The 19,118-nt window shown below is 63.7% G+C and carries 22 protein-coding genes and 1 pseudogene; 12 read left to right on the top strand and 11 right to left on the bottom strand.

Translation table 11 applies throughout. The features are described from left to right. Positions 1-188 precede the first annotated feature (188 nt). From NL532_RS22990 to NL532_RS22970, 5 genes are all read left to right on the top strand, one after another. On the top strand, positions 189-1,397 hold the full coding sequence (locus NL532_RS22990) for an ABC transporter substrate-binding protein (protein WP_023689847.1): 1,209 nt from the start codon (positions 189-191) through the stop codon (positions 1,395-1,397). Positions 1,398-1,411: 14 nt separating this feature from the next. Beyond that, positions 1,412-2,203, top strand: coding sequence for an ABC transporter ATP-binding protein (locus NL532_RS22985; RefSeq protein WP_286487481.1), 792 nt, complete (start codon positions 1,412-1,414; stop codon positions 2,201-2,203). Further along, a complete protein-coding gene (locus tag NL532_RS22980) occupies positions 2,200-2,904 on the top strand; it encodes an ABC transporter ATP-binding protein (protein WP_023671422.1) in 705 nt (234 codons plus the stop codon). The genes NL532_RS22985 and NL532_RS22980 overlap by 4 nt, the downstream gene beginning before the upstream one ends. Before the next feature lie 175 nt (positions 2,905-3,079). Continuing rightward, a complete protein-coding gene (locus tag NL532_RS22975) occupies positions 3,080-3,967 on the top strand; it encodes a branched-chain amino acid ABC transporter permease (protein ID WP_023693757.1) in 888 nt (295 codons plus the stop codon). Between the two features lies 1 nt (position 3,968). Further along, positions 3,969-4,955 carry a branched-chain amino acid ABC transporter permease gene (locus NL532_RS22970; RefSeq protein ID WP_023693756.1) on the top strand — a complete coding sequence of 329 codons (987 nt, stop codon included), beginning with the start codon at positions 3,969-3,971 and terminating at the stop codon, positions 4,953-4,955. On the opposite strand, the gene NL532_RS22965 is transcribed toward NL532_RS22970, so the two are convergent. The 4 genes from NL532_RS22965 to NL532_RS22950 are packed head-to-tail and all read right to left on the bottom strand — an operon-like array spanning position 4,949 to position 9,547. Continuing rightward, positions 4,949-5,905: a Csu type fimbrial protein gene (locus tag NL532_RS22965; protein WP_023693755.1), complete on the bottom strand. Its 957-nt coding sequence runs from the start codon at positions 5,903-5,905 to the stop codon at positions 4,949-4,951. The two genes, NL532_RS22970 and NL532_RS22965, sit on opposite strands and share 7 nt — an antisense overlap. Before the next feature lie 14 nt (positions 5,906-5,919). Then, on the bottom strand, positions 5,920-8,334 hold the full coding sequence (locus NL532_RS22960) for a fimbria/pilus outer membrane usher protein (protein WP_023828876.1): 2,415 nt from the start codon (positions 8,332-8,334) through the stop codon (positions 5,920-5,922). Beyond that, positions 8,306-9,028 (bottom strand): fimbrial biogenesis chaperone, encoded by a 723-nt coding sequence (locus tag NL532_RS22955; RefSeq protein WP_023828877.1) that lies wholly within the window; start codon positions 9,026-9,028, stop codon positions 8,306-8,308. Before NL532_RS22955 ends, NL532_RS22960 begins: the two co-directional genes overlap by 29 nt. Positions 9,029-9,055: 27 nt before the next feature. Further along, positions 9,056-9,547: a Csu type fimbrial protein gene (locus NL532_RS22950; protein WP_023671429.1), complete on the bottom strand. Its 492-nt coding sequence runs from the start codon at positions 9,545-9,547 to the stop codon at positions 9,056-9,058. A gap of 816 nt (positions 9,548-10,363) precedes the next feature. Between NL532_RS22950 and NL532_RS22945 the strand changes: the two genes are divergently transcribed. From NL532_RS22945 to NL532_RS22935, 3 genes are all read left to right on the top strand, one after another. Continuing rightward, positions 10,364-10,753, top strand: coding sequence for a DUF427 domain-containing protein (locus NL532_RS22945; protein WP_023828878.1), 390 nt, complete (start codon positions 10,364-10,366; stop codon positions 10,751-10,753). A gap of 151 nt (positions 10,754-10,904) precedes the next feature. Continuing rightward, complete coding sequence (locus tag NL532_RS22940) at positions 10,905-11,462, top strand: RNA polymerase sigma factor (RefSeq protein ID WP_023693751.1); 558 nt, start codon at positions 10,905-10,907, stop codon at positions 11,460-11,462. Positions 11,463-11,607: 145 nt separating this feature from the next. Next, positions 11,608-13,722: an EAL domain-containing protein gene (locus NL532_RS22935; protein WP_023828879.1), complete on the top strand. Its 2,115-nt coding sequence runs from the start codon at positions 11,608-11,610 to the stop codon at positions 13,720-13,722. A gap of 37 nt (positions 13,723-13,759) precedes the next feature. Here the strand turns inward: NL532_RS22935 and NL532_RS22930 are convergent, their stop codons facing one another. Together NL532_RS22930 and NL532_RS22925 are read right to left on the bottom strand one after the other, a co-directional pair. After that, positions 13,760-14,260 carry a hypothetical protein gene (locus NL532_RS22930; RefSeq protein WP_023828880.1) on the bottom strand — a complete coding sequence of 167 codons (501 nt, stop codon included), beginning with the start codon at positions 14,258-14,260 and terminating at the stop codon, positions 13,760-13,762. A gap of 106 nt (positions 14,261-14,366) precedes the next feature. Next, positions 14,367-14,597 carry a DUF6894 family protein gene (locus tag NL532_RS22925; RefSeq protein WP_023671435.1) on the bottom strand — a complete coding sequence of 77 codons (231 nt, stop codon included), beginning with the start codon at positions 14,595-14,597 and terminating at the stop codon, positions 14,367-14,369. Between the two features lie 282 nt (positions 14,598-14,879). Here NL532_RS22925 and NL532_RS22920 point away from each other — a divergent pair, with 282 nt between their 5' ends. Next, positions 14,880-15,599, top strand: a complete 720-nt coding sequence (locus tag NL532_RS22920; RefSeq protein WP_023671436.1) for a Crp/Fnr family transcriptional regulator — start codon at positions 14,880-14,882, stop codon at positions 15,597-15,599. A gap of 49 nt (positions 15,600-15,648) precedes the next feature. On the opposite strand, the gene NL532_RS22915 is transcribed toward NL532_RS22920, so the two are convergent. Together NL532_RS22915 and NL532_RS22910 are read right to left on the bottom strand one after the other, a co-directional pair. Then, the gene (locus tag NL532_RS22915) at positions 15,649-15,942 is read right to left on the bottom strand and encodes a DUF982 domain-containing protein (RefSeq protein ID WP_031202968.1); all 294 of its coding nucleotides are present in this window, start codon (positions 15,940-15,942) and stop codon (positions 15,649-15,651) included. Positions 15,943-16,055: 113 nt separating this feature from the next. Next, positions 16,056-16,232: a hypothetical protein gene (locus NL532_RS22910; protein WP_023828882.1), complete on the bottom strand. Its 177-nt coding sequence runs from the start codon at positions 16,230-16,232 to the stop codon at positions 16,056-16,058. 240 nt (positions 16,233-16,472) lie between these two features. On the opposite strand from NL532_RS22910, the gene NL532_RS22905 reads away from it, so the two are divergent. Further along, complete coding sequence (locus NL532_RS22905) at positions 16,473-16,637, top strand: hypothetical protein (protein ID WP_023671439.1); 165 nt, start codon at positions 16,473-16,475, stop codon at positions 16,635-16,637. Here the strand turns inward: NL532_RS22905 and NL532_RS22900 are convergent. Both NL532_RS22900 and NL532_RS22895 read right to left on the bottom strand, forming a co-directional pair. Continuing rightward, positions 16,634-16,998: pseudogene (locus tag NL532_RS22900) on the bottom strand (VOC family protein). The gene NL532_RS22905 and the pseudogene NL532_RS22900 overlap by 4 nt on opposite strands. A gap of 83 nt (positions 16,999-17,081) precedes the next feature. Continuing rightward, on the bottom strand, positions 17,082-17,639 hold the full coding sequence (locus tag NL532_RS22895) for an RBBP9/YdeN family alpha/beta hydrolase (RefSeq protein WP_023697757.1): 558 nt from the start codon (positions 17,637-17,639) through the stop codon (positions 17,082-17,084). A 114-nt stretch (positions 17,640-17,753) separates the two neighbouring features. On the opposite strand from NL532_RS22895, the gene NL532_RS22890 reads away from it, so the two are divergent. Both NL532_RS22890 and NL532_RS22885 read left to right on the top strand, forming a co-directional pair. Next, positions 17,754-18,227, top strand: a complete 474-nt coding sequence (locus NL532_RS22890) for an Lrp/AsnC family transcriptional regulator (protein WP_023693744.1) — start codon at positions 17,754-17,756, stop codon at positions 18,225-18,227. A gap of 145 nt (positions 18,228-18,372) precedes the next feature. Then, entirely contained in the window at positions 18,373-18,786 is a 414-nt protein-coding gene (locus NL532_RS22885) for a DoxX family protein (RefSeq protein ID WP_023700688.1), read from the top strand. Between the two features lie 22 nt (positions 18,787-18,808). On the opposite strand, the gene NL532_RS22880 is transcribed toward NL532_RS22885, so the two are convergent. Beyond that, entirely contained in the window at positions 18,809-19,114 is a 306-nt protein-coding gene (locus tag NL532_RS22880; protein ID WP_023671444.1) for a hypothetical protein, read from the bottom strand. Between the last annotated feature and the right edge of the window lie 4 nt (positions 19,115-19,118).

Raw genomic sequence — 19,118 nt, 5'->3', positions numbered from 1 at the left:
GCTACGAAAATAGCATTCTCCCCTTGCGAAATGTGATGCTACGGTTCCCGGCGCACCCAGGGCGGAGGGGTTGCCAAGAGGAGAAGTGGCGGGCGCTGGCCCGGATTTCAGCGAGTACCGGACGGAGCTGTTGAACCATTGCAAGGCCGCCGCGTTTTCCAGCGTCGGCCACAAGGGAGGAACCACCTGTGAAAGCATCCTATCTCGTCTCAGCCGCGCTGCTTGCGGCGACTGCGATGCCGGCGGCGGCCGGCGAAATTTCCGACGGCAAGGTCAAGATCGGCATCCTCAACGACCAGTCGGGCGTCTATGCCGATTTCGGCGGCAAATGGTCGGTCGAGGCCGCCAGGATGGCGGTCGAGGATTTTGGCGGCAAGGTGCAGGGCGCGCCAATCGAGATCGTCAACGCCGATCACCAGAACAAGCCCGACATTGCCTCCAACATTGCGCGCCAGTGGTACGACACCGAGCAGGTCGACGCGATCATGGAACTGACGACATCCTCGGTGGCGCTCGCCGTCCAGGGGTTGTCCAAGGAAAAGAAGAAGATCGACATCGTCACCGGAGCGGCATCGGCCGACCTGACCGGCAAGCAATGCTCGCCCTACGGTTTCCACTGGGCTTACGATACCCACTCGCAGGCGGTCGGCACCGGCGGCGCGCTGGTGCAGCAGGGCGGCGACAGCTGGTATTTCATCACCGTCGACTATGCCTTCGGCTATTCGCTGAAGGAGCAGACCTCAAAGGTTGTTGAGGCAAGCGGCGGCAAAGTGCTGGGCGAGGTGCGTTACCCCTTGGGATCGACGGATTATTCCTCCTTCCTGCTGCAGGCGCAGTCCTCCGGCGCCAAGGTTATCGGCCTTGCCAATGCCGGCCTCGACACCTCCAATACCATCAAGCAGGCGGCCGAGTTCGGCATCGTCGCCGGCGGCCAGCGGCTGGCAGCACTTCTGTTCACGCTTGCCGAGGTGCACGGCCTCGGCCTGCAGGCGGCGCAGGGCGTGGTGCTCACCGAAGGGTTTTACTGGGACCGCGACGACAAGAGTCGCGACTTCGCCGGGCGCTTCTTCAAGCGCACCAACCGCATGCCCAACATGATCCAGGCCGGCACCTATTCGGCGGTGCTGCAATATCTCAAGGCCATCGACAAGGCCGGCACCGACGAGACCGAGGCGGTCGCCAAGCAACTCCATGAAATGCCCGTCGACGACATCATCAACGCCAACGGCAAGGTACAGGCCGACGGCTCGATGGTGCACGACATGTATCTCTATCAGGTCAAGAAGCCCGAGGAGTCGAAGAAGGACTGGGACTACTACACCTACCTTGCGACCATTCCGGGCGACAAGGCCTTCATCAAGGCTGAAGACAGCGGCTGCCCGCTCGTCACCAAGTGACGCTGGCGCAAGCCGTGGCCGTCCAGCCGGACGGTGCCGAAATCAAGCCGCGGGTGGTGCTCTCCGCCCGCGGCCTGCGGCGCGACTTTGCCGGTTTCGTCGCCGTCAACAATGTCGACCTCGACGTCCATCACGGCCAGATCCATGCACTGATCGGGCCGAACGGCGCCGGCAAGACGACGATCTTCAACCTCTTGACCAAGTTCCTGCAGCCGAGCAGCGGCAGGATCGAACTGTTGGGCAACGACATCACCCGCACCGCGCCGGCCAGGGTGGCGCGCATGGGTCTCGTCCGCTCGTTCCAGATATCGGCGATCTTTCCGCATCTGAGCGTGCTCAACAATGTCCGCGTCGCCTTGCAGCGGCCGAGCGGGCTCGGCTTCCAGTTCTGGCGCTCGCTGGCCGCGCTTGACCAACTGACTCCACGGGCGCGCGAACTGCTTGCCGTCGTCGGTCTCGACGATGTCGCGCATCGTCCGGCCGGCGATCTCTCCTATGGCCGAAAGCGCGTGCTCGAGATCGCCACCACGCTGGCGCTCGACCCGAAAGTGCTGCTGCTCGACGAGCCGATGGCCGGCATGGGGCACGAGGATGTCGGCGTCATTTCCGGCATCATCCGCTCGCTGGCAACGGACCGCGCCGTGCTGATGGTCGAGCACAATCTCACCGTCGTCGCCGACCTCTGCGACTGGATCACCGTCATGCAGCGCGGCCAGGTGCTCGCCGCCGGCGACTACGCGACGGTGAGCAACGATGAGCGCGTCAGGGTCGCCTACATGGGGACCGAGCAGGGGGACCGAGCATGAGTGAGCCGCTGCTTGCCGTGCGCGATCTCCATGCCTGGTATGGCGAGGGCCATGCGCTGCATGGCGTCAACCTCGACGTTTTTCGCGGTGAGACCGTGACGCTGCTCGGCCGCAACGGCGTCGGCAAGACCACAACGCTGCGCGCCATCATGGGGCTGGTCCGCAAGCGCAGCGGCAGCGTCGCCTTCGATGGCAGCGACCTGATGCGCCTGCCGCTGCATCGTGTTGCCCATCGCGGCATCGGCTTCGTGCCGGAGGAACGCGGCATCTTCGCCACGCTCACCGTCGACGAGAACCTGATCCTGCCGCCGGTGGTGGCCAAGGGCGGCATGAGCGTCGACGAGATCTTCGATCTCTTTCCCAACCTCAAGGAGCGCCGCAACAGCCCCGGCACCAAACTCTCCGGCGGCGAACAGCAGATGCTGGCCATCGCCCGCATCCTGCGGACGGGCGTGCAGATGCTGCTGCTCGACGAGCCGACCGAGGGCCTGGCGCCGGTCATCGTCCAGCGCATCGGCGAACTGCTGGCGACCTTGAAAAAGCGCGGCATGACCATCCTGCTCGTCGAGCAGAATTTCCGCTTCGCCGCCCGCATCGCCGACCGCTTCTACCTGATGGAGCACGGCAAGGTGGTGGAGGGTTTTGCCGTAAGCGAGCTTGCCGCTCACACGCAACAGCTGCACGAGGTGTTGGGGGTATGATGACGACAGCCCACGGCAGTACCCCCACCCCGCTGCTGCGCAGCGACCCTCCCCATAAGGGGGAGGGTGGAGGGCCACCGCCCTACCTCCCCCTTGTGGGGAGGTCGGACCGAAGGTCCGGGTGGGGGTACGTGCCGCACAGACGCATCCCCCTTGCAACACCATCGGTGACGCCATGACCATGATCTTCGGCATCCCCGTCCAGGCCTTGCTCGGCCAGATGCTGGTCGGGCTGATCAACGGCTCCTTCTACGCCATGCTGAGCCTCGGCCTGGCCGTCATCTTCGGCCTGCTGCGGATCATCAATTTCGCCCATGGCGCACTCTATATGCTCGGCGCCTTCATCGGTTACCTGCTGCTCGTCCATCTCGGCATCGGCTACTGGCCGGCGCTGCTCCTGGTGCCGCTCATCGTCGGCGTCTTCGGCATGGCGGTCGAGCGCGTGGCGCTGTCGCGGCTCTACCGCCTGGATCCGCTCTACGGGCTGCTGTTCACCTTCGGACTGGCGCTGGTCATCGAAGGCGTGTTCCGTTTCTACTACGGTGTGTCAGGCAACCCATATGCCGTTCCGGCGCAGCTTGCCGGCGGCACCAATCTCGGCTTCATGTTCCTGCCCAACTATCGCGGCTGGGTGGTGGTGGCCTCGCTCATTATCTGCATCGGCACCTGGCTCCTGATCGAAAAGACCAGGCTCGGCTCCTATCTGCGCGCCGCGACCGAGAATCCGGAGCTGGTGCAGGCCTTCGGCGTCAACGTGCCGCTGCTGCTGACGCTCACCTATGGGCTCGGCGCGGCGCTCGCCGGCCTTGCCGGTATTCTCGCCGCGCCCGTCTACCAGGTCAGTCCGCTGATGGGCTCCGATATCATCATCGTCGTCTTTGCCGTCGTTGTGGTCGGCGGCATGGGTTCGATTCTTGGGGCCATCGTCACCGGCTATATGCTCGGCCTCGCCGAGGGCCTGACCAAGGTGTTCTATCCCGAGGCGTCGAACCTCGTCGTCTTCGTCATCATGGCGATCGTGCTGCTCCTGCGCCCCGCCGGCCTGTTCGGAAGGGACGCCTGAGATGAGCGAGGCAACCCTTCACCAACAGCGCACCGCCGCCTCCGTGCGGCTGGAGCGGGTATTGCTGGCATTGGCCATACTGGCGCTGATAGCCGCGCCCTTCTTCGTCTATCCGATCTTCCTGATGAAGATGCTGTGCTTCGCGCTGTTTGCCTGCGCCTTCAACCTGCTGCTCGGCTACACCGGGCTGTTGTCGTTCGGCCACGCCACCTTCTACGGCGCCGCCGCCTATTTCTGCGCCTACGCCGTCAAGGCATGGGGCTGGCCGCCCGAGGCCGGCATCCTGCTCGGCACCGCCGGAGCGGCCGTGCTCGGCCTGGTCATGGGCTTCCTCGCCATCCGCCGGCAAGGCATCTATTTCTCGATGATCACGCTGGCGCTGGCGCAGATGTTTTATTTCTTCTGCGTCCAGGCGCCGTTCACCGAAGGCGAGGACGGCATACAGGGCGTGCCGCGCGGGCATCTGTTCGGCATCGTCGATCTCAACGTCACGCTCAACATGTATTTCGTCGTGCTTGCCGTATTCCTCATCGGCGTCTTCGCCGTCTGGCGCATCGTCAACTCGCCCTTCGGCATGATCCTGCGTTCGATCCGCGAGAACGAGAACCGTGCCATCTCGCTGGGCTATTCGGTCGGCCGCTACAAGCTCGCCGCCTTCGTCATGTCGGCAGCCCTTGCCGGGCTTGCCGGCGCCACCAAGGCGGTCGTCTTCCAGTTCGCGACGCTGACCGACGTCACCTGGCAGATGTCAGGCGAGGTGATCCTGATGACGCTGCTCGGCGGCATCGGCACCATGGTCGGTCCTGTCGTCGGCGCCGGCCTCGTCGTCGGGCTGGAAAACACGCTCGCCACCTCCGGCTTCCCGGTGACCATCGCCACCGGCCTGATCTTCATGATCTGCGTGCTGGTCTTTCGCCGCGGCATCGTCGGCGAGATTTACGCGCGCTGGCTGGCGCCGGCCAACGGCGAGGCGGGCCGCGATCAATAGGTGATGGTCACCACCACCGTGTCGGTGTAGACGCCGGCCGAGGGCGTCGTCTGCGGCGGCACGCGGCCGTAGACGATGAGCGGTTGCGCCAAGCCGGTTCCGGTGCCGGCCACCGTGCTTCCCGGCGTTCCGGCGTCACCCCAGGGCTGCGAGCGCGCGGCGTCCTTGTAGAGGCCGTAGGTGACCCGCTCGCCGCCCTTCGACATCTTGCGATTGGTCGGCGTGCCGCCTGTCGTGCCGCCATTCAGGGAAACCGTATAGGCGGTCGACGGCGTGCAGGTGACCGAGACCTGGCCGGTGGCATCGGCATTGGCGTCGAGCACGCCCTTGGAGCCGAAATCGATGTTCTGGGTGGCGACCAGGCAGTTTGCCGCGACCGTGGCGTTGATGGTGAAGGTCGGACTGGCGCCCAAGTTGCCCGCGCCGGTGTTGCAGCTGCTGCTCAACAGGGTTGTCCGGGAGCGGAACTCGAGTTGCCCGCCCGAAAATGTCGACAGATAAGTGCCCGGCGGAACGGTCGCCTGGCCGCCGGGAACCCGGCCATAGAGCGTCAGGGTGTCGATTGAGTTGCCGAAGAGATTGGGGCTCAGCAGCAGCGGTGGCGGGCGCGAGGCATAGGCCCAGTTATAGGTGCCCCAGACAACGCTCATTGCGGGGTCCGAATAGAGTTGATAGTTGAGGCTGTTGACGCCGCTCGCCATCTGCCGGGCCGCCGCCGAGGTTGCACCGCCGGTGCCGGCGGCAATATGCGGACAGACCAGGACGGGCAGCAGCAATGGCAAACTGCCGCTGCAAGTCGCGGTGAAGGTGGCTGTCGATGTCGCCGCGGTGCCCGACAGCGTGTCGATGAGGCCGAAATTCAAACTGGTGACGGTGTAACTGCAGCTCTGCGCCCGGGCGAGCGACGGGAGCAGCACCAGCAGCAGGGCGATGATTACGGCGCGCAGCATTTTTCCTCCAGCTCTCATTGGCACACCACGTTCCCGATCACCACTTGCCGGCCGCGCGCCGCCTCGAAGGGAAACTCTGCCCGGCATGAACCGCCGTCAGCGCGCTCGACCTGCACTGAATTCTGCTTGCCGAGGCCCTTGATATAGGCCTGCCCGTCATAGCCGACGACGAAGTCTTCGGTGCCGCCATCGACGCGTCCCGACAGTCCGGCTTCGAGCGGCGTTCCGCTCGAGTCGACCAGCGTCACCAGCGCGGCCTGCGCCGCCTCGGACACGCCGAACTTCAGCACGACGCCGTTGCGGTCGGCTGGGACGACGGTCTCCTTGGTAGCCGGGACATCCGCGTCGACTGGTAGATTCTTCGGGTCGATGGAGACCGTGTTCAGCTCATAGGAGTTGAGGCCGGTGACCAGGATGCGGCCTTTGCTGTCGGTCCTGCCTACCGGCCGGTTCTGATGCAAGACCTCGACATCAGGCGTGCCGACATCGACGACGGCAAAGGCATCGTCGATGCGGTTGGTGGCGAACACCCCGCCGCCTGCGACCGCAATGGCGCCGTCCATCTGGCCGGTCACGCGAAAGTCCTTGTCGAATTGCTGGGCGCCGGCCTCGAAACGCGCAAACGACGCGCGGTAGCTCACCGCTGCCGAACGGTTGGGAACCTCGCCTTCGGAGGTGCGCAGCCGCCAGCCGATGCTGCCGTCCTCGGCCCGCTCCGATTTGGCGAGGTCGGCCACGACATTGAGGCCGTCAGGCCCATGCTCGACACCCGTCGACGCCATGACGTCGTCATTGAACGGGATCGAAATCCCCGCAAAGATGCCATAACTGTCGCCGTCGTCGAGATCGGCGAAGGCCGTGGCATAGAGCGTGCTGCGCTTGAAGATCTCCTGACTGTAGGAGAGGCCGACGATCTGGCTGGTCTCGCCTTCGGCATCCTTGAGGTGGGTATAGGAGAAGTTGAGGCTGGAGAAGTCGATCGGCATCGGCACGCTGAGCGTCACCTGGTCGACCGCCCGCGGCACGCCGGCGCTGAAACGGGTGAAATCATCGGGATCGAGTATGACCGGCTGTGCCGTCACCGAAGCGATATCTTCAAAGCCGCCGAATGACCGCTGCATGCGGGCGTTGATCGCCCAGCCGTCATAACCGAACTCGGCCCTGGCATCGACCAGCGACCCGGTGCGTCCGTCATGATGGCTGCCGGCGACGGCCAGCGAAGCTGCGCCATATGCCCCGAGCGGGAAGGCAGCACCTATGCCGCCATTGATCAGATCGGCGCCGCCCTCGGCATGGGCTTCCAATGTCAGCCGGTCGGTCACGCCGTAACGCGCGCTGGCGACCCCCATGACGCGGCTGTCATAATCGTCGGAGGAGATGCCGAAATTGCGCCGCGCCATCCCTGCCTCGACGGAAAAGTCGAGCAGTCCCTGGCGCAGCAGCATGCTGGAGGCATAGAACGGCAAGGTGGCCGTGGTCTCGCGGCCCAGGCTGTCGCGCAGAACCACCTGCGCCTGTCCTGCGCCCGTGAACACCGGCAGATTGGTGACCTGGAACGGCCCGGGCTGGATGTCGCCGGAATAGGTGCGCACGTTCTGCGTATAGACCTCCAGCGTCGACGGCACCGCCGCGGTGCCGCCGAAGGAGGGCAGGGGTAGCGTCACCAGGTCCGATCGCAGGTGGAAGTTGCGTTGCGCCTGGATGCCGCCGAGATAGACCGGACGCGTCCACGACAATCCACCGGAGATGAAGTCGCCGGCCCGATAGGTCATCAGCCGGTCGGGGTCGGAATAACTCCATGTCGTGTTGAGCCGCGTGAAGCCGCCCAGCCTGCCGTCGGAATAGCCGGCGATGAAGGATTGGCTGAGCGTTCCATAGGGGCTGAACACGCGCGCATCGAAGCCGCCGGAAACGCCCTGGAACAGCTCGACGTCCTTGTCGAACAATGTGTTGGAGCTGGCAAACAGCGAATAGTTGAGAACCGCGCCCAAGCCCGATTGCGGCGCCGGCCGGTCCTGCAAGCGCAAGCCGAGATCGACCATGCGCGCCTCGCGGCTGTCATTGGCGGCGGTGACGTAGAGGCGCTGCGCCGCTTCGTCGATCTGAAACGACACATCCGCCAGCTGGTCGAGCCTGACCAGGCCGTCGGTGTCTACAGCGCCCTGCGGCGGCTTCAGCCCGAGCTCCTTCAGCTCTAGCGGCGTCGATGCCAGGCCGCCATCCGGCATCTGGGTGAAGCTGCCGATCAGTTTGGTCGAGACGTCGTTGATGAACACCTCTAGATAAAGGCTGCGGCCGGCTTGCTGGCCAGGGTCTTCAGGGTTCGTCACGGCCGGCAATTCTTGCGCGTTCACCGCCGAGAAAGGTGTGAAAATCGCGAGCGCGACGACTAGCGCGATCCTATTTGCCCTTGACGGCAACTTTGGCATCGAAGGGTCCAAGATCGCTCTGTGCCTTCAAAAGCACCGAGCCCGCGGACAGTGATTTGCTGCTGCCGATCGGCCACTGCATGGTCGCGCCGCCCAGGACATAACCGACGAGTCCGTTTCGGCTGCCAAGCTTCTTGCCGTTCTGGGTCAGGGATAGGTTGGACAGGCGGAGGCGACTTTCGCCGGTATTGCTGGCTGTCAGCACAAGACTGCCGCCCTTGCGCGAAACACTCCAGGCGACTGCCGGCGCGGCGGCATCGGCGTCGCGGAAAAACACCGGGACCGAATAGCGAAGCGCGAGCGCGACCGTACCGGCCTTCTTGCGTGAGGGGTCCGGCAGTTCGTCGACGATGACGCGGTAGCTTTCCTCGGCCCGCACCGGCGCCTTCGACACGCGCACGACGCGAACCACGTATTGGGCATTGGGTCCGAGTTTGGTCGATGGTGGGCTGGCGACCACGTCCGTGGTCGGCGTCAGCGTTTCGATGCCGCCGGCCTGGCTCCATGCGAAGACCCGGATCTGCACATTGATCGGCCGCTTGGCGTCATCGTTGGCGAGGTTGAGAACCGCCGCGCTGTCGGGAGCGATCAGTTCGAGGCCTGTCGGCGCTACTCTCAGCGAGGCAGCGTGTGACGTCCCGGCGCAGAGCAATAAAAGAGCCGTGGCGCCAATGCATGAAAGCATGGATCGCATGGTCTTCCTCGTAATTGGTGCCGATAATCAGTAGGTTAGGGTGACCTGAACGATGTCCGCATAGTCGCCCGCCACCGGTGTCGGCTGGATCGGAACGCGCCCGTAGACCGTGAGGCTCTGGACGCTGCCATTGCCGGTTCCCGCTTGCGTGTCGGTGCCGGATGTGATGCCCCAGACCTGCGCATGGCCGCCATCCTGGTAAAGACTATAGTTGACCACCGCTGCGCCCGGCCCGGTCATCTTGCGACTCCCGACGGTTGTGCCCGCGCCATTTCCGAGACCCAGACCCACGACGTAGGTCTGTCCGGCGGTGCATTGCACGCCAATGGTGCTGGTCTGGTCCACATTGGTATCAATGATACCGTGCGAACCGAAAATAAGATCGCTAGCCGTCAGGATCTTGCATTCGTTTGTGATCGTGATCTTCACGTTAAAGTTGGTGGTCAAGACGGTGGAGGTCGCGGGAAGGGTTGCAAGCAGCGACCCACCCAGCAGCAGCGCGTATTTTAGCAATCTCATGCGATGGCCCTCCGTCGGGGCAGATCGTTCTTCGCAAAACGGTCTTGACCCGGATTTCACCCCTACAGCTCCTCCGCTGCATGCTTCGCAAGACATCAACGGTACAGTAATGTCACAAGCGAACTGTGCAATTATTATTACAACTTAGATTCGGATTGCGACAGCGAATAACTTCGGTATGTATCGGATAATTTTGGTTAATATTTGGTTAACAGAGATAAAATGGACATTTTTCCAAAGTGAAAGTTCGTCTGTCGATAATTTATTTTAGTTCTCGTGCGGAAAAGGCGAAAATATCTGGCAAATCATCTTAATTTTGTAGAGTCTCACCTGCCGTCCTTTATTATCGATATTTCGCGGCGTGCACCGGCGCCAAGCAGCCATCGCCATATAGCCGCGCGGGTGGCTGTTCCCGCCTGTCCAAGCCTTGCGATCATGCTGACAGGGCCGCATTCGCCAAAACCGTGTTCCGCCCGGCCCAAGCATGGCCGTCCCGGCTGAGATAAATCCACCGCCGTCGGATCGCGGCGATGCGAATCATTCTTGCCACGCTGACCCCGATTTCTTCGGCGGCGCATCGGCCGGACGGGAGATGCGCCTGTTGTCCCTTGGAGCCATGATCGTACGGCCGGTAGCCGCGCGGACCGGCTGCCAGACGTCAGAAAAGGAAGAACGATGAAGAAGACCTATGAAAAGCCAAAGCTCGAAAAGCGCCAGAAGCTGTCGCGCGTGACGGCTGTCGCCGGCCCATCAGTGACCAGTGAGAGCTGACGCCGTCGACCGGCATCGAACCACCAGCGGACAAGGAGAGCAGTCATGGATCAGCATGCGAACCCGTCACCCGGCTTCAGGCGCAATCCGGGCAAGGTGATCACCGTCGAGCCCTTCAACGGGCGTGTCGTCGTGTTTGCAAGCGGCAACATCATCGCTTCCTCGGCAAAAGCCAAAATGGTGACCGAGCCGCCCCATCCCTTCTCCTTCTACATCCCGTTCGAGGACATCGACTTCCGCAAGCTCAAGAAGACGGAGCGGTCGACGCTGTGCCCCTACAAGGGTGACGCCAGCTACTGGAACGTGCTGCCGGCGGGCGAGACCGGTAACGATGCGATGTGGGCCTATGAGCAGCCCTTCGACGAGATGGCCGAGATTTGCGCCCACGGCGCCTTCTACCCACACCGGGTCACCATCGACGCCGCGCCGCGCTGAGCGCGTCATGCCTGTCGCCCAAAAGTGCCCAGCGTTTTTGGAGCCGACGACAGGCATGAACAGAGGAATTTTTCAGATCAGCCAAAGCTGTCCTCACCCGGGGGCGCAGCGGTTTTGCGGCAACGGCATGCCGAAACGAAGACAAAAGGTCATGGACGAAAAGCAGAGAGCAATTCTCGACGAAATCCCGCGCCTGCGCCGCTATGCGCGCTCGCTGCTGCGCGACCGCGATTCCGCCGACGATCTCGTCCAGGACTGCCTGGAGCGGGCGCTGCTGCGGCTGGACAACTGGCAGACGGGAGAGAGCCCGCGAAAATGGCTGTTCACGATCATGCATCATCTGTTCATCGACCAGATGCGCAAGGTGAACCGGCGAGGCGAGGCCTCGATGCTGCCGCTGGAGGCCGGCGAGGTGCAGGCCTCTCCCGCCGACCAGCTGGAGAATGTCGCGGCCCGCGAGATCATCGACGCGCTGCAGGCGATCAGCCCCGACCGCCGTGCCGCGCTGACCATGGTCGCCATCGAGGGCTTCTCCTATGCCGAGGCCGCCGAGATGCTCGGCGTGCCGGCCGGCACGCTGATGTCGCGCATCGCGCGCGGCCGTGAGGAACTGCGCGGCCTGCTCGAGGACAATGCGCGCCGCCGCGCGATAAGGATCGTCGAGCCAGGCCCGGGCAGGGCGGTTCCAATCAGGGCGCCAATGGCATGACGAGCCCCAATCGCATGATGACGCCTTACGGCATGGTCCGGCACGATTGCAGGCCTTGTCCGCACTGTGGGCGCGGCGCACCCGGTAACGCTTTCTTCTCTGCTTGCGTGCATAGTGGCGGCGACGGAGTGAGCGAAACCAGGGCATGGCTGAAGAGAAAATACGCAACGGCGAATTCTGGGCGCTTGCGCTCGAACGCGCTCATCTCGGCGTATGGGACTGGGATATTTTGAGCGGCGACTGTTTCTATTCGCCAACCTGGTCGCACATGCTGGGTTATGAGGATGGCGAGCTTGCCAACAGCGACGACCTCTGGCTGAAGCTGACGCATCCCGACGACCGCCAGCGGGCGCTGGCCAGCGGAGAGCGGCACATTTCCGGCCTGACCGCCTCGATCGAGACCGAGCTACGCCTCAAGCACAAGGACGGCCACTGGATCTGGGTGCTGGACCGCGGCGGCATTGTCGAGCGTGACGAGACGGGCAAGCCGGTCAGGCTGATGGGCGTGCAGACCGACATCAGCCGGCAGAAAGAGGCGGAAGCCGAACTGGAGCGGGTCAATGTGCGCTTTCGCCTGGCGCTGGCGGCCAGTGGCACAGGCATCTGGCATCACGACATCGACGCCAGCAAGAGCTATTGGGACGCCCGCACCAGGGAGATATTCGGCCTGGTCGCCGACACCGACGAGGTGGCTGCCGACCTTTGGCATTCCTATCTGCATCTCGACGACAAGGATGCCGCAGAGCGCGCCCATCTGGCGCCGCTTTCGACCGACGGCGTCGTCGCCGCGCAATACCGCATCGTCAGGCGCGACGGCGAAATCCGCCATGTCGAATCGCTGGTGCGCTTCATCGCGGCGCCCGAGACGGCGGGCCAGATTCTCGGCACCGTGCGCGACATCACCGAGGACAAGAAACGCGAGCGGGAACTCGCCTACGCCGCTCACCACGATGCGCTGACGGGCCTCTTGAACCGTGCCGCCTTCGACCGGCTGCTGGCCGTGCATATCGCCACCGAGCGGGCTTTGCCGCTGGCGGTGTTTTACGTCGATCTCGACTACTTCAAGGCGCTCAACGACTTTGCCGGCCACGCCGCCGGCGACCTGGCGCTGACGGGCGTGGCCGCCGGTATTCTGGGCTGCCTGCCGGCATCGGCACGTGCCGCGCGCCTCGGCGGCGACGAGTTCGCGCTGCTGGTGCCCAATTGCCAATCGGCCAAGGCCGAGGCGCTGGCCGGCGCGATTCTTGCGGCGGTCCGTGACGCCGACCTCGGACTGCCGGCGACCTCGCGAAAACTCGCGGCCAGCATCGGCATCGCCTTCGTCGAGGACACCACCACCACGGTTGCCGATGCGTTGGCCTGCGCCGACGACGCCTGCTATGCCGCCAAGGCGGCCGGGCGCAATCGCTTCGCGGTGTTTTCGGCCGATGCGGCGTCGGGCTCCGGCGGCCTCAACGCGGCGCGTGTCGCCGCCGACACGGTCGACGCCATGGATGACGGGCGGCTGAAACTGTTCGGCCAGGAAATCCATCTGCTCGGCCAGCCCTGGCAGGAGAGCCGCCACGTCGAGGTGCTGGCGCGGCTTGCCGGGCGCAATGGCAAGCTGATCCCGCCCAACGAATTCATTCCGGTCGCCGAGCGCTTCGGCATTGCCTCGCGGCTGGACCGCTGGATCATCAGGACAGCGCTTTCGCAGCATGGCGCGGCGATGCGGTCAGGCGCCATCATGCTCGGCTTCAACCTGTCGGCGCAGACGCTGAGCGATCCGCTGCTATGGGATTTCGTCGACGCCGTCATCGCCGAGACCGGGGCGCCGCATTCCGGCATCGGCTTCGAGATCACCGAGACCGCGGCCGTCACCAATTTCGACGCCGCCGAGCAGTTCGTGCGCAAGGCGCGCGAGCGGCAATGCCGCGTCAGCCTCGACGATTTCGGCGCCGGCATGAGCTCGTTCGAATATTTGCGGCGCTTTCCGGTCGATCAGATCAAGATCGACGGCTCGTTCATCGAGAATATCGCGGAAAGCCGTTTCGACCGCGAGATCGTCTCGGCCATAGCGGGCATCGCCAAAAGTCTCGGCTGCGCGGTGGTGGCCGAAAAGATCGAGCAGCAGGAAGCGCTCGACATTCTGCGCGGCATGGGCGTGGCCTATGGCCAGGGTTTTCTGCTTCACCGGCCGGAGCCGCTCGAGGCGATCGTCACGCGGGCCGGCGAACAGTCACCGGCCAGCGGACAGTCGCCGGAAAAGCGCTTCGGCTGACGGCTCTCATCGCCTCGGGCTCGCGCGAATTGTCCGGCTAACCGGCGTCGGCCTTTTCCTGCTTTCGCTGCGCCGCCTCCTTCTTGCGGCGCAACACCTCATCTGTACCGACAAGGTCCTTCGAGCCGCCGGAAATGGCGGTCGAGATGACGGCGGGCGGATCGCTGGCCGGAAAACTGTCTTCGAGGCCTGATTGCAACTGCTCCTCGAGCGTCTGCGGGTTCTCGGAGCGGCCTTCGGCGCGGCGCTCGCCAACGGCTTCGACATCGCTCTTGGTGTCGGGGTGAGCGCGGGCTTCCGATATCGTCGACACCACCAGCTCGATGGCGAACTCTTTCATCGCCTCGGCTTGCGGCCCATCGACATCAGAGTCTTCGATCAGGCGGATGAGCGACTTTTCCAGGGCGCCCAGTTCCTTGACGCCCTGACACCGCGCCAGACGCTTGGTGAGCGAACCGATCAGCGCCGGGGCAAAGGTCGAATAGGCAAGCCTGCGTGTGTCGTCGACCTGCTCGGGATGAAGCTTTTGCAAGGACATAGATGCCTCCAGTCAATCAGCCGGGCAGCTTCTGCCGCTGGCCCCTCCTTAGGAAACAGAGGGGAGGGCAAGAGGTTCCATACAGTCCTCGACAGGGTCGACGAGTTCAACTCCACAGCGACGCCATGGTCAGCGACGCTTCGAATATCTGCTCCCTGTTCTCGTTCAGCATCTTGACGGTGATCCGCCGGTGGTCGCCCTCCGGAATCTCGTCGCGCGCCACATCGTGCAATATGCGCAGCGCTTCGGCTCCCGCACGCTCCCGGCTGGGAAAAAGCTGCCCCTCTTCATCAATCTGGGTCTCGGCGTTGTACAAGTCGAAGTAGAACCGTTCCATGTGTGCAAGGATCCCTGCGTGAGAACGCTAAGGCGCATCGCGGTTGAAAGGACAGGCGACGCGCTTCAGGTCTGTGTTTTTATGCATGTCGTTGTCTCAAAATCGGGGCCATTTTTGAGCGACATGGATTAAATCCCAACCCGCACCCATGGTTCCATGCGACTGTGTCCTGAGCAGATTTCCTGCCAGGAGCCGTCGCCGTGCCGGCCGATTGCAACCGCACCCGATCTCCGGCGTTTGGCTAGGCCACGAATGTCCACGAAATCTCGAACTGGATCCTCGATGCTAGAACCGCTTTATCTCAACCTTGGCCAGCATGACGCTTTGTCCGAGCAGGAAAAGGGGCTGCTGGCCGCCGCCATGACCATCGAGATGGATTTTGCCACCGGTCAGGACATCGTTTCCGAGGGATCGAGGCCAGGCTACAGCACGCTCATCATCGAGGGTCTGGCGGCGCGCTACAAAGTGCTGGAGGATGGCGGGCGCCAGTTCACCTCGTTGCAGGTGCCAGGCGATTTTGTCGATTTGCACGCCTTCCTGCTCAAGACAATGGACCATGGCATTATAGCTTTGTCGCCATGCCGGGTGATCGCCGCCGACCACAGTCGGCTAAGGACGATCACCGAACAGGCGCCTCATCTCAGCCGCTTGCTTTGGCTGGACACGCTCGTCGATGGCGCCATCCATCGGGAATGGATCGTGGCCATGGGCCGGCGGTCCAAGACTTCGCATCTGGCGCATCTTGTGTGCGAGCTGTTCGTGCGGCTCCAGGTCGTCAAGCAGACCAACGGCATGAGTTTCCGGCTTCCCCTGTCGCAGGCGGAACTGGCCGATGTGCTTGGGCTTTCGGTCGTCCACATGAACCGGGTCATCGGCGCGCTGCGCAAGATCGGTGTGATCGGCTGGGCGAATTACATGGTGACCATTCTGGACTGGCAGCAACTGGTGGAAATCGCCGAGTTCGACCCGACTTATCTCAGCATGAACCGCGAGCCGAGATAGGCTATCCGGCGTTCGCCATGACATCGCCGGCAATCCGTCAGCCGGTCTTTCAACGATGCCCATCCAGCGACGCCAATTCGTCGAGCATGGCAAGGGCGGCACTTGGCTTGGCCGGCTTCAGCAAGCCCTGTTGGGCGGCGGCATTCTGGAAAGCGGCAAAGGCGATGTCCGGGCGGCAAATGCCGTTCGACGCGTCGTCCACCAGCCTGTCGGCCGCCTTGTAGGCCGCCGTCTGCTTGTTCTTCCATGTTCCGCCTAGCGCCCTCCTGGCGTCGGCGATCGACGACACCGTCATCGCGCTTCCGTCCACGAATCTGATCGTCAGGGGCAGAAAACGGCTCATGCGCTCACCATCCAAACCATTCGCGCCTCGCCCGGATCGATCTCATCACTTGCCTCCTTGAAAACGGGATCGCCATAAACGAGGAAATCACAAACTGGTTGCAGCCCGGCGAGCTACATGTTGCTTGCCGGCCAGATCGGCCGATGCGGACGATAAGGCGGCCGCGGCGCCGGCTTCAACGGGATGTCGGCGAGCGAGTTGCGGATCGGCCTGAACAGTATCGGCGAAGACGCGGCGCGGCGGTACAATACCGCGTCTGACAATTTGGCAATCAGATTTCGAACGTCCATGGGACACCTCGAGCGCGTTGAGAGTCCCCCCATCGCGATCACCTACCACCTCACGCCCAGCATCCGCATTTAACTTTGATATAGGCCGGACGAATACGCGCCGCGCGCAATGTCTGCCGCCGAGATTCTGCGATCCTCGGCGGCGGCTATTGAGGGCGGCGCCAGGCTGGCGGTCACGCATCCCAGCAGCGACGTCGCAGACGCTGCTGCAACCGGATGAATTTTCGTGCATTCTTGTGCATGGCCACAATGCTTCGAACCGACACGCCGGCAAAATGCTGCTCCTATTGCGGTTCGCGAGAGCATGACTACGAGGATTGTCCGAAGCGCAAAGCAGAGGCGGAGCGGCAGTGGGAAGGCCAGGCAAAGCCCGGCGCCGAATCCGAGGCGACGGCCGAAGCCTAGCTGGGCTCGAACAGCTCGATCACGTTGCCGGACGGGTCTTCACAAAGAATCTGTCGCCCGCCCGGACCTTCGACGATCTGGTTGCGGAACCGCACGCCGGCTTCGACCATCTTAGTCACGATTGACGGCAATTGCTCGACCTCGAGCACGAAGCGGTTCCATCCGCCCGGCTCGGGTGTCCGGCCGTCCGGCATCGGCCTGGCTGCCGACGCCAAGGGACCGGCGAGCCAGAGCGAGAGGTCGCCGCGCGTCAGGATGGCATCGCCGGACCGAATTGCTGCTTCAGCGCGAAGCCCAGATAGCTCGTATAAAACGCGATGGACAGATCGACATCGCGGACCAGATATCGGACGGACACCATTCGCAGGCTCCCTCACAAACGCCCCTCCCGAGAGATAGCTGGCGGGACAAGTCGGGGCAAGCCCGCGCGCACGCTTCGGGCGCCTACGGTGCGATTGCGTGGTCGGCCTGTCTGTCTCTCACGAAGGCCGTCAGCAGCTCCATTCCCGCCGGCCAGTCGCCCAGCCCGCTATTGCTGTTGATGTGACCAAGCGGCCCGGCGATGTGCAGTTCGCTGCCCCATTGTGTGGCTTTCTCACCGGCATAGCCGTTCGGATCATAGGGATCGTCGGTGCTGGCCACGATCAGCGAGGGGAAGCGAAGCGGCCCGCGCGGCGTATCGGCGAAGGGAATTCCGTAAGCGGGATAGACCGGCGAGGCCGGGTCGGGAACCGCAACCAGAAACGCCCCGCCGATCCGACGGCTCGACACCGCCTGCCAATGCGCGACCAGCAGGCAGCTGAGACTGTGGGCGACGAGCACCGGCGGGGTCTGTGCCTGTGACACCGCGACGTCCAGCGCCGCCACCCAGTCGTCGAAATCCGGCAGCTCCCAGCTTGCCGGGCTGAAGCGGCGCATCGCCGGGTCGGCCTGTTGCCAGCGTGTCTGCCAGTGGGCCTCGCCCGATCCGCCGCTGCCCGGCAGAATGATGAAGTCGGTCATGGAAAATCCTGTTTCTTCGCCGCAGATGATGTCCCAATCCTAGGGCTTCTCCTTGTTCGCGGAATGAGAGATCATCGGAAAGCGATGAAGAATTCCGATGGATTGAAGGTGTTCATGGCAAACGGCGATTACCGGCCACGGCTCGACCCCACCGACATGGCAATCATCGAGATCATGCAGGAGGATGGCCGCATCGGCATTTCCGAACTCGGCCGCCGCGTCGGCCTGTCCCAGCCCGCGACGTCGGAGCGGGTGAAGCGGCTGGAGGAGCGCGGCATCATCGCCGGCTACCGGGCCGCGATCGATCCCACCGCCCTCGGTCTCGGCACCATGGCCATGATCCGCCTGCGCACCACGCATGAGCACATCCAGACCTGCCTGAAGAAATTCGCGGCCATGCCGGAAGTGGTCGAGGTGCTGCGGGTGACCGGCGAGGATTGTTTTCTGGTCAAGGTGGTCGTGCCGTCGCCGCCCGACCTCGAAAGCATCGTCGATGCCATCGGCCGCTACGGCGCGGTGACGACCAATGTGGTGCTGCGCGCCGAGCCGCCGAAACGGTTGGGGCGGGAGCTGATGGCGAAGCTCTGAGCGGCCACGCGCGGCAAGAGGATTGCAAGCGCCTCCTTTTGCGAGGTCCGGCTTTGCCGCGAAAGAATTTCGCGGGCTGGTGTAGGATCGGCGGCGTGGCGCCCGTCCTTGGGGCGAAACCCGTTGCAAACCTTTGGAGCACATCATGGAAGCCGTTCAATCGCCGTGGCAGACCGCGGCCATTCTCATCGCCCGCCTGACCCTGGCCGCCATGTTCGCGATGGGAGCAGCCTTCAAGTTCATGGATATGAACATGACCGCCGGCTACATCGCCGCCGCCGGCTTCCCGTTCCCGCTGTTTCTGGCCTGGTGCGCCGCGATCCTCGAAACGCTGCTGGTGATCGCCTTGCTGACCGGAGCGTTCTTCACGCCGGCCGCCCTGGTCGCCGCCGTCTACGTGGTCTTCCTCGGCTTTGCCTTCCACGGTCCGTCGCACTGGACCGGCAACCAGGCCGAGTTCGGCGCCTTCATGTCCCATTTCCCGTTCGCCGCCGGCCTGCTGTTCGCCGCCGTGCATGGACCGGGCAGCGTGCTGGCCTCGAAGATTGGCCGAGGGTGAGGCCCCGCGTCGGCAGACCGCCTCACATCTGGTCGTTGTAGGGTTCCTTCATCTGACCGACCATGCGGGCCAGTTTCGAGAAGGACGGCATGTCCGCCTCCGGCTGGCATTGATTGGCCAGTTCCAGCAGTCGGATCGGAAAGTTGACGGCGTCGCGGTTGGACTCCGACATGCCGTCGGACCGCTCCTCGCCGGTTTCGATGGCCTCGGCCTTGCGCAGCGCAATGTCGATATCCTCCACCGTGAGCAGGCCCTTGCGCACCAGCACCTGATTGATCGAGGCGACGGCCATCAGCAGGCCTTCGAGTTGCAGATTGGCGACGTTCATGGCT

The sequence above is a fragment of the Mesorhizobium sp. C120A genome (assembly GCF_030323105.1).
Lineage (GTDB): Bacteria > Pseudomonadota > Alphaproteobacteria > Rhizobiales > Rhizobiaceae > Mesorhizobium.
The sequence above is the reverse complement of the archived record's forward strand: the minus strand, read 5'-3'. Positions and strand labels throughout refer to the sequence as shown.

What these genes read in the sequence shown, in the direction of transcription:
- NL532_RS22980 (WP_023671422.1), top strand. Translation starts at nt 2,200, where the DNA reads ATGAGTGAGCCGCTGCTTGCCGTGCGCGATCTCCATGCCTGGTATGGC.
- NL532_RS22975 (WP_023693757.1), top strand. Translation starts at nt 3,080, where the DNA reads ATGACCATGATCTTCGGCATCCCCGTCCAGGCCTTGCTCGGCCAGATG.
- NL532_RS22970 (WP_023693756.1), top strand. Translation starts at nt 3,969, where the DNA reads ATGAGCGAGGCAACCCTTCACCAACAGCGCACCGCCGCCTCCGTGCGG.
- NL532_RS22965 (WP_023693755.1), bottom strand. Translation starts at nt 5,905, where the DNA reads ATGCTGCGCGCCGTAATCATCGCCCTGCTGCTGGTGCTGCTCCCGTCG.
- NL532_RS22960 (WP_023828876.1), bottom strand. Translation starts at nt 8,334, where the DNA reads ATGCCAAAGTTGCCGTCAAGGGCAAATAGGATCGCGCTAGTCGTCGCG.
- NL532_RS22955 (WP_023828877.1), bottom strand. Translation starts at nt 9,028, where the DNA reads ATGCGATCCATGCTTTCATGCATTGGCGCCACGGCTCTTTTATTGCTC.
- NL532_RS22950 (WP_023671429.1), bottom strand. Translation starts at nt 9,547, where the DNA reads ATGAGATTGCTAAAATACGCGCTGCTGCTGGGTGGGTCGCTGCTTGCA.
- NL532_RS22945 (WP_023828878.1), top strand. Translation starts at nt 10,364, where the DNA reads ATGGATCAGCATGCGAACCCGTCACCCGGCTTCAGGCGCAATCCGGGC.
- NL532_RS22940 (WP_023693751.1), top strand. Translation starts at nt 10,905, where the DNA reads ATGGACGAAAAGCAGAGAGCAATTCTCGACGAAATCCCGCGCCTGCGC.
- NL532_RS22935 (WP_023828879.1), top strand. Translation starts at nt 11,608, where the DNA reads ATGGCTGAAGAGAAAATACGCAACGGCGAATTCTGGGCGCTTGCGCTC.
- NL532_RS22930 (WP_023828880.1), bottom strand. Translation starts at nt 14,260, where the DNA reads ATGTCCTTGCAAAAGCTTCATCCCGAGCAGGTCGACGACACACGCAGG.
- NL532_RS22925 (WP_023671435.1), bottom strand. Translation starts at nt 14,597, where the DNA reads ATGGAACGGTTCTACTTCGACTTGTACAACGCCGAGACCCAGATTGAT.
- NL532_RS22920 (WP_023671436.1), top strand. Translation starts at nt 14,880, where the DNA reads ATGCTAGAACCGCTTTATCTCAACCTTGGCCAGCATGACGCTTTGTCC.
- NL532_RS22915 (WP_031202968.1), bottom strand. Translation starts at nt 15,942, where the DNA reads ATGAGCCGTTTTCTGCCCCTGACGATCAGATTCGTGGACGGAAGCGCG.
- NL532_RS22910 (WP_023828882.1), bottom strand. Translation starts at nt 16,232, where the DNA reads ATGGACGTTCGAAATCTGATTGCCAAATTGTCAGACGCGGTATTGTAC.
- NL532_RS22905 (WP_023671439.1), top strand. Translation starts at nt 16,473, where the DNA reads ATGGCCACAATGCTTCGAACCGACACGCCGGCAAAATGCTGCTCCTAT.
- NL532_RS22895 (WP_023697757.1), bottom strand. Translation starts at nt 17,639, where the DNA reads ATGACCGACTTCATCATTCTGCCGGGCAGCGGCGGATCGGGCGAGGCC.
- NL532_RS22890 (WP_023693744.1), top strand. Translation starts at nt 17,754, where the DNA reads ATGGCAAACGGCGATTACCGGCCACGGCTCGACCCCACCGACATGGCA.
- NL532_RS22885 (WP_023700688.1), top strand. Translation starts at nt 18,373, where the DNA reads ATGGAAGCCGTTCAATCGCCGTGGCAGACCGCGGCCATTCTCATCGCC.
- NL532_RS22880 (WP_023671444.1), bottom strand. Translation starts at nt 19,114, where the DNA reads ATGAACGTCGCCAATCTGCAACTCGAAGGCCTGCTGATGGCCGTCGCC.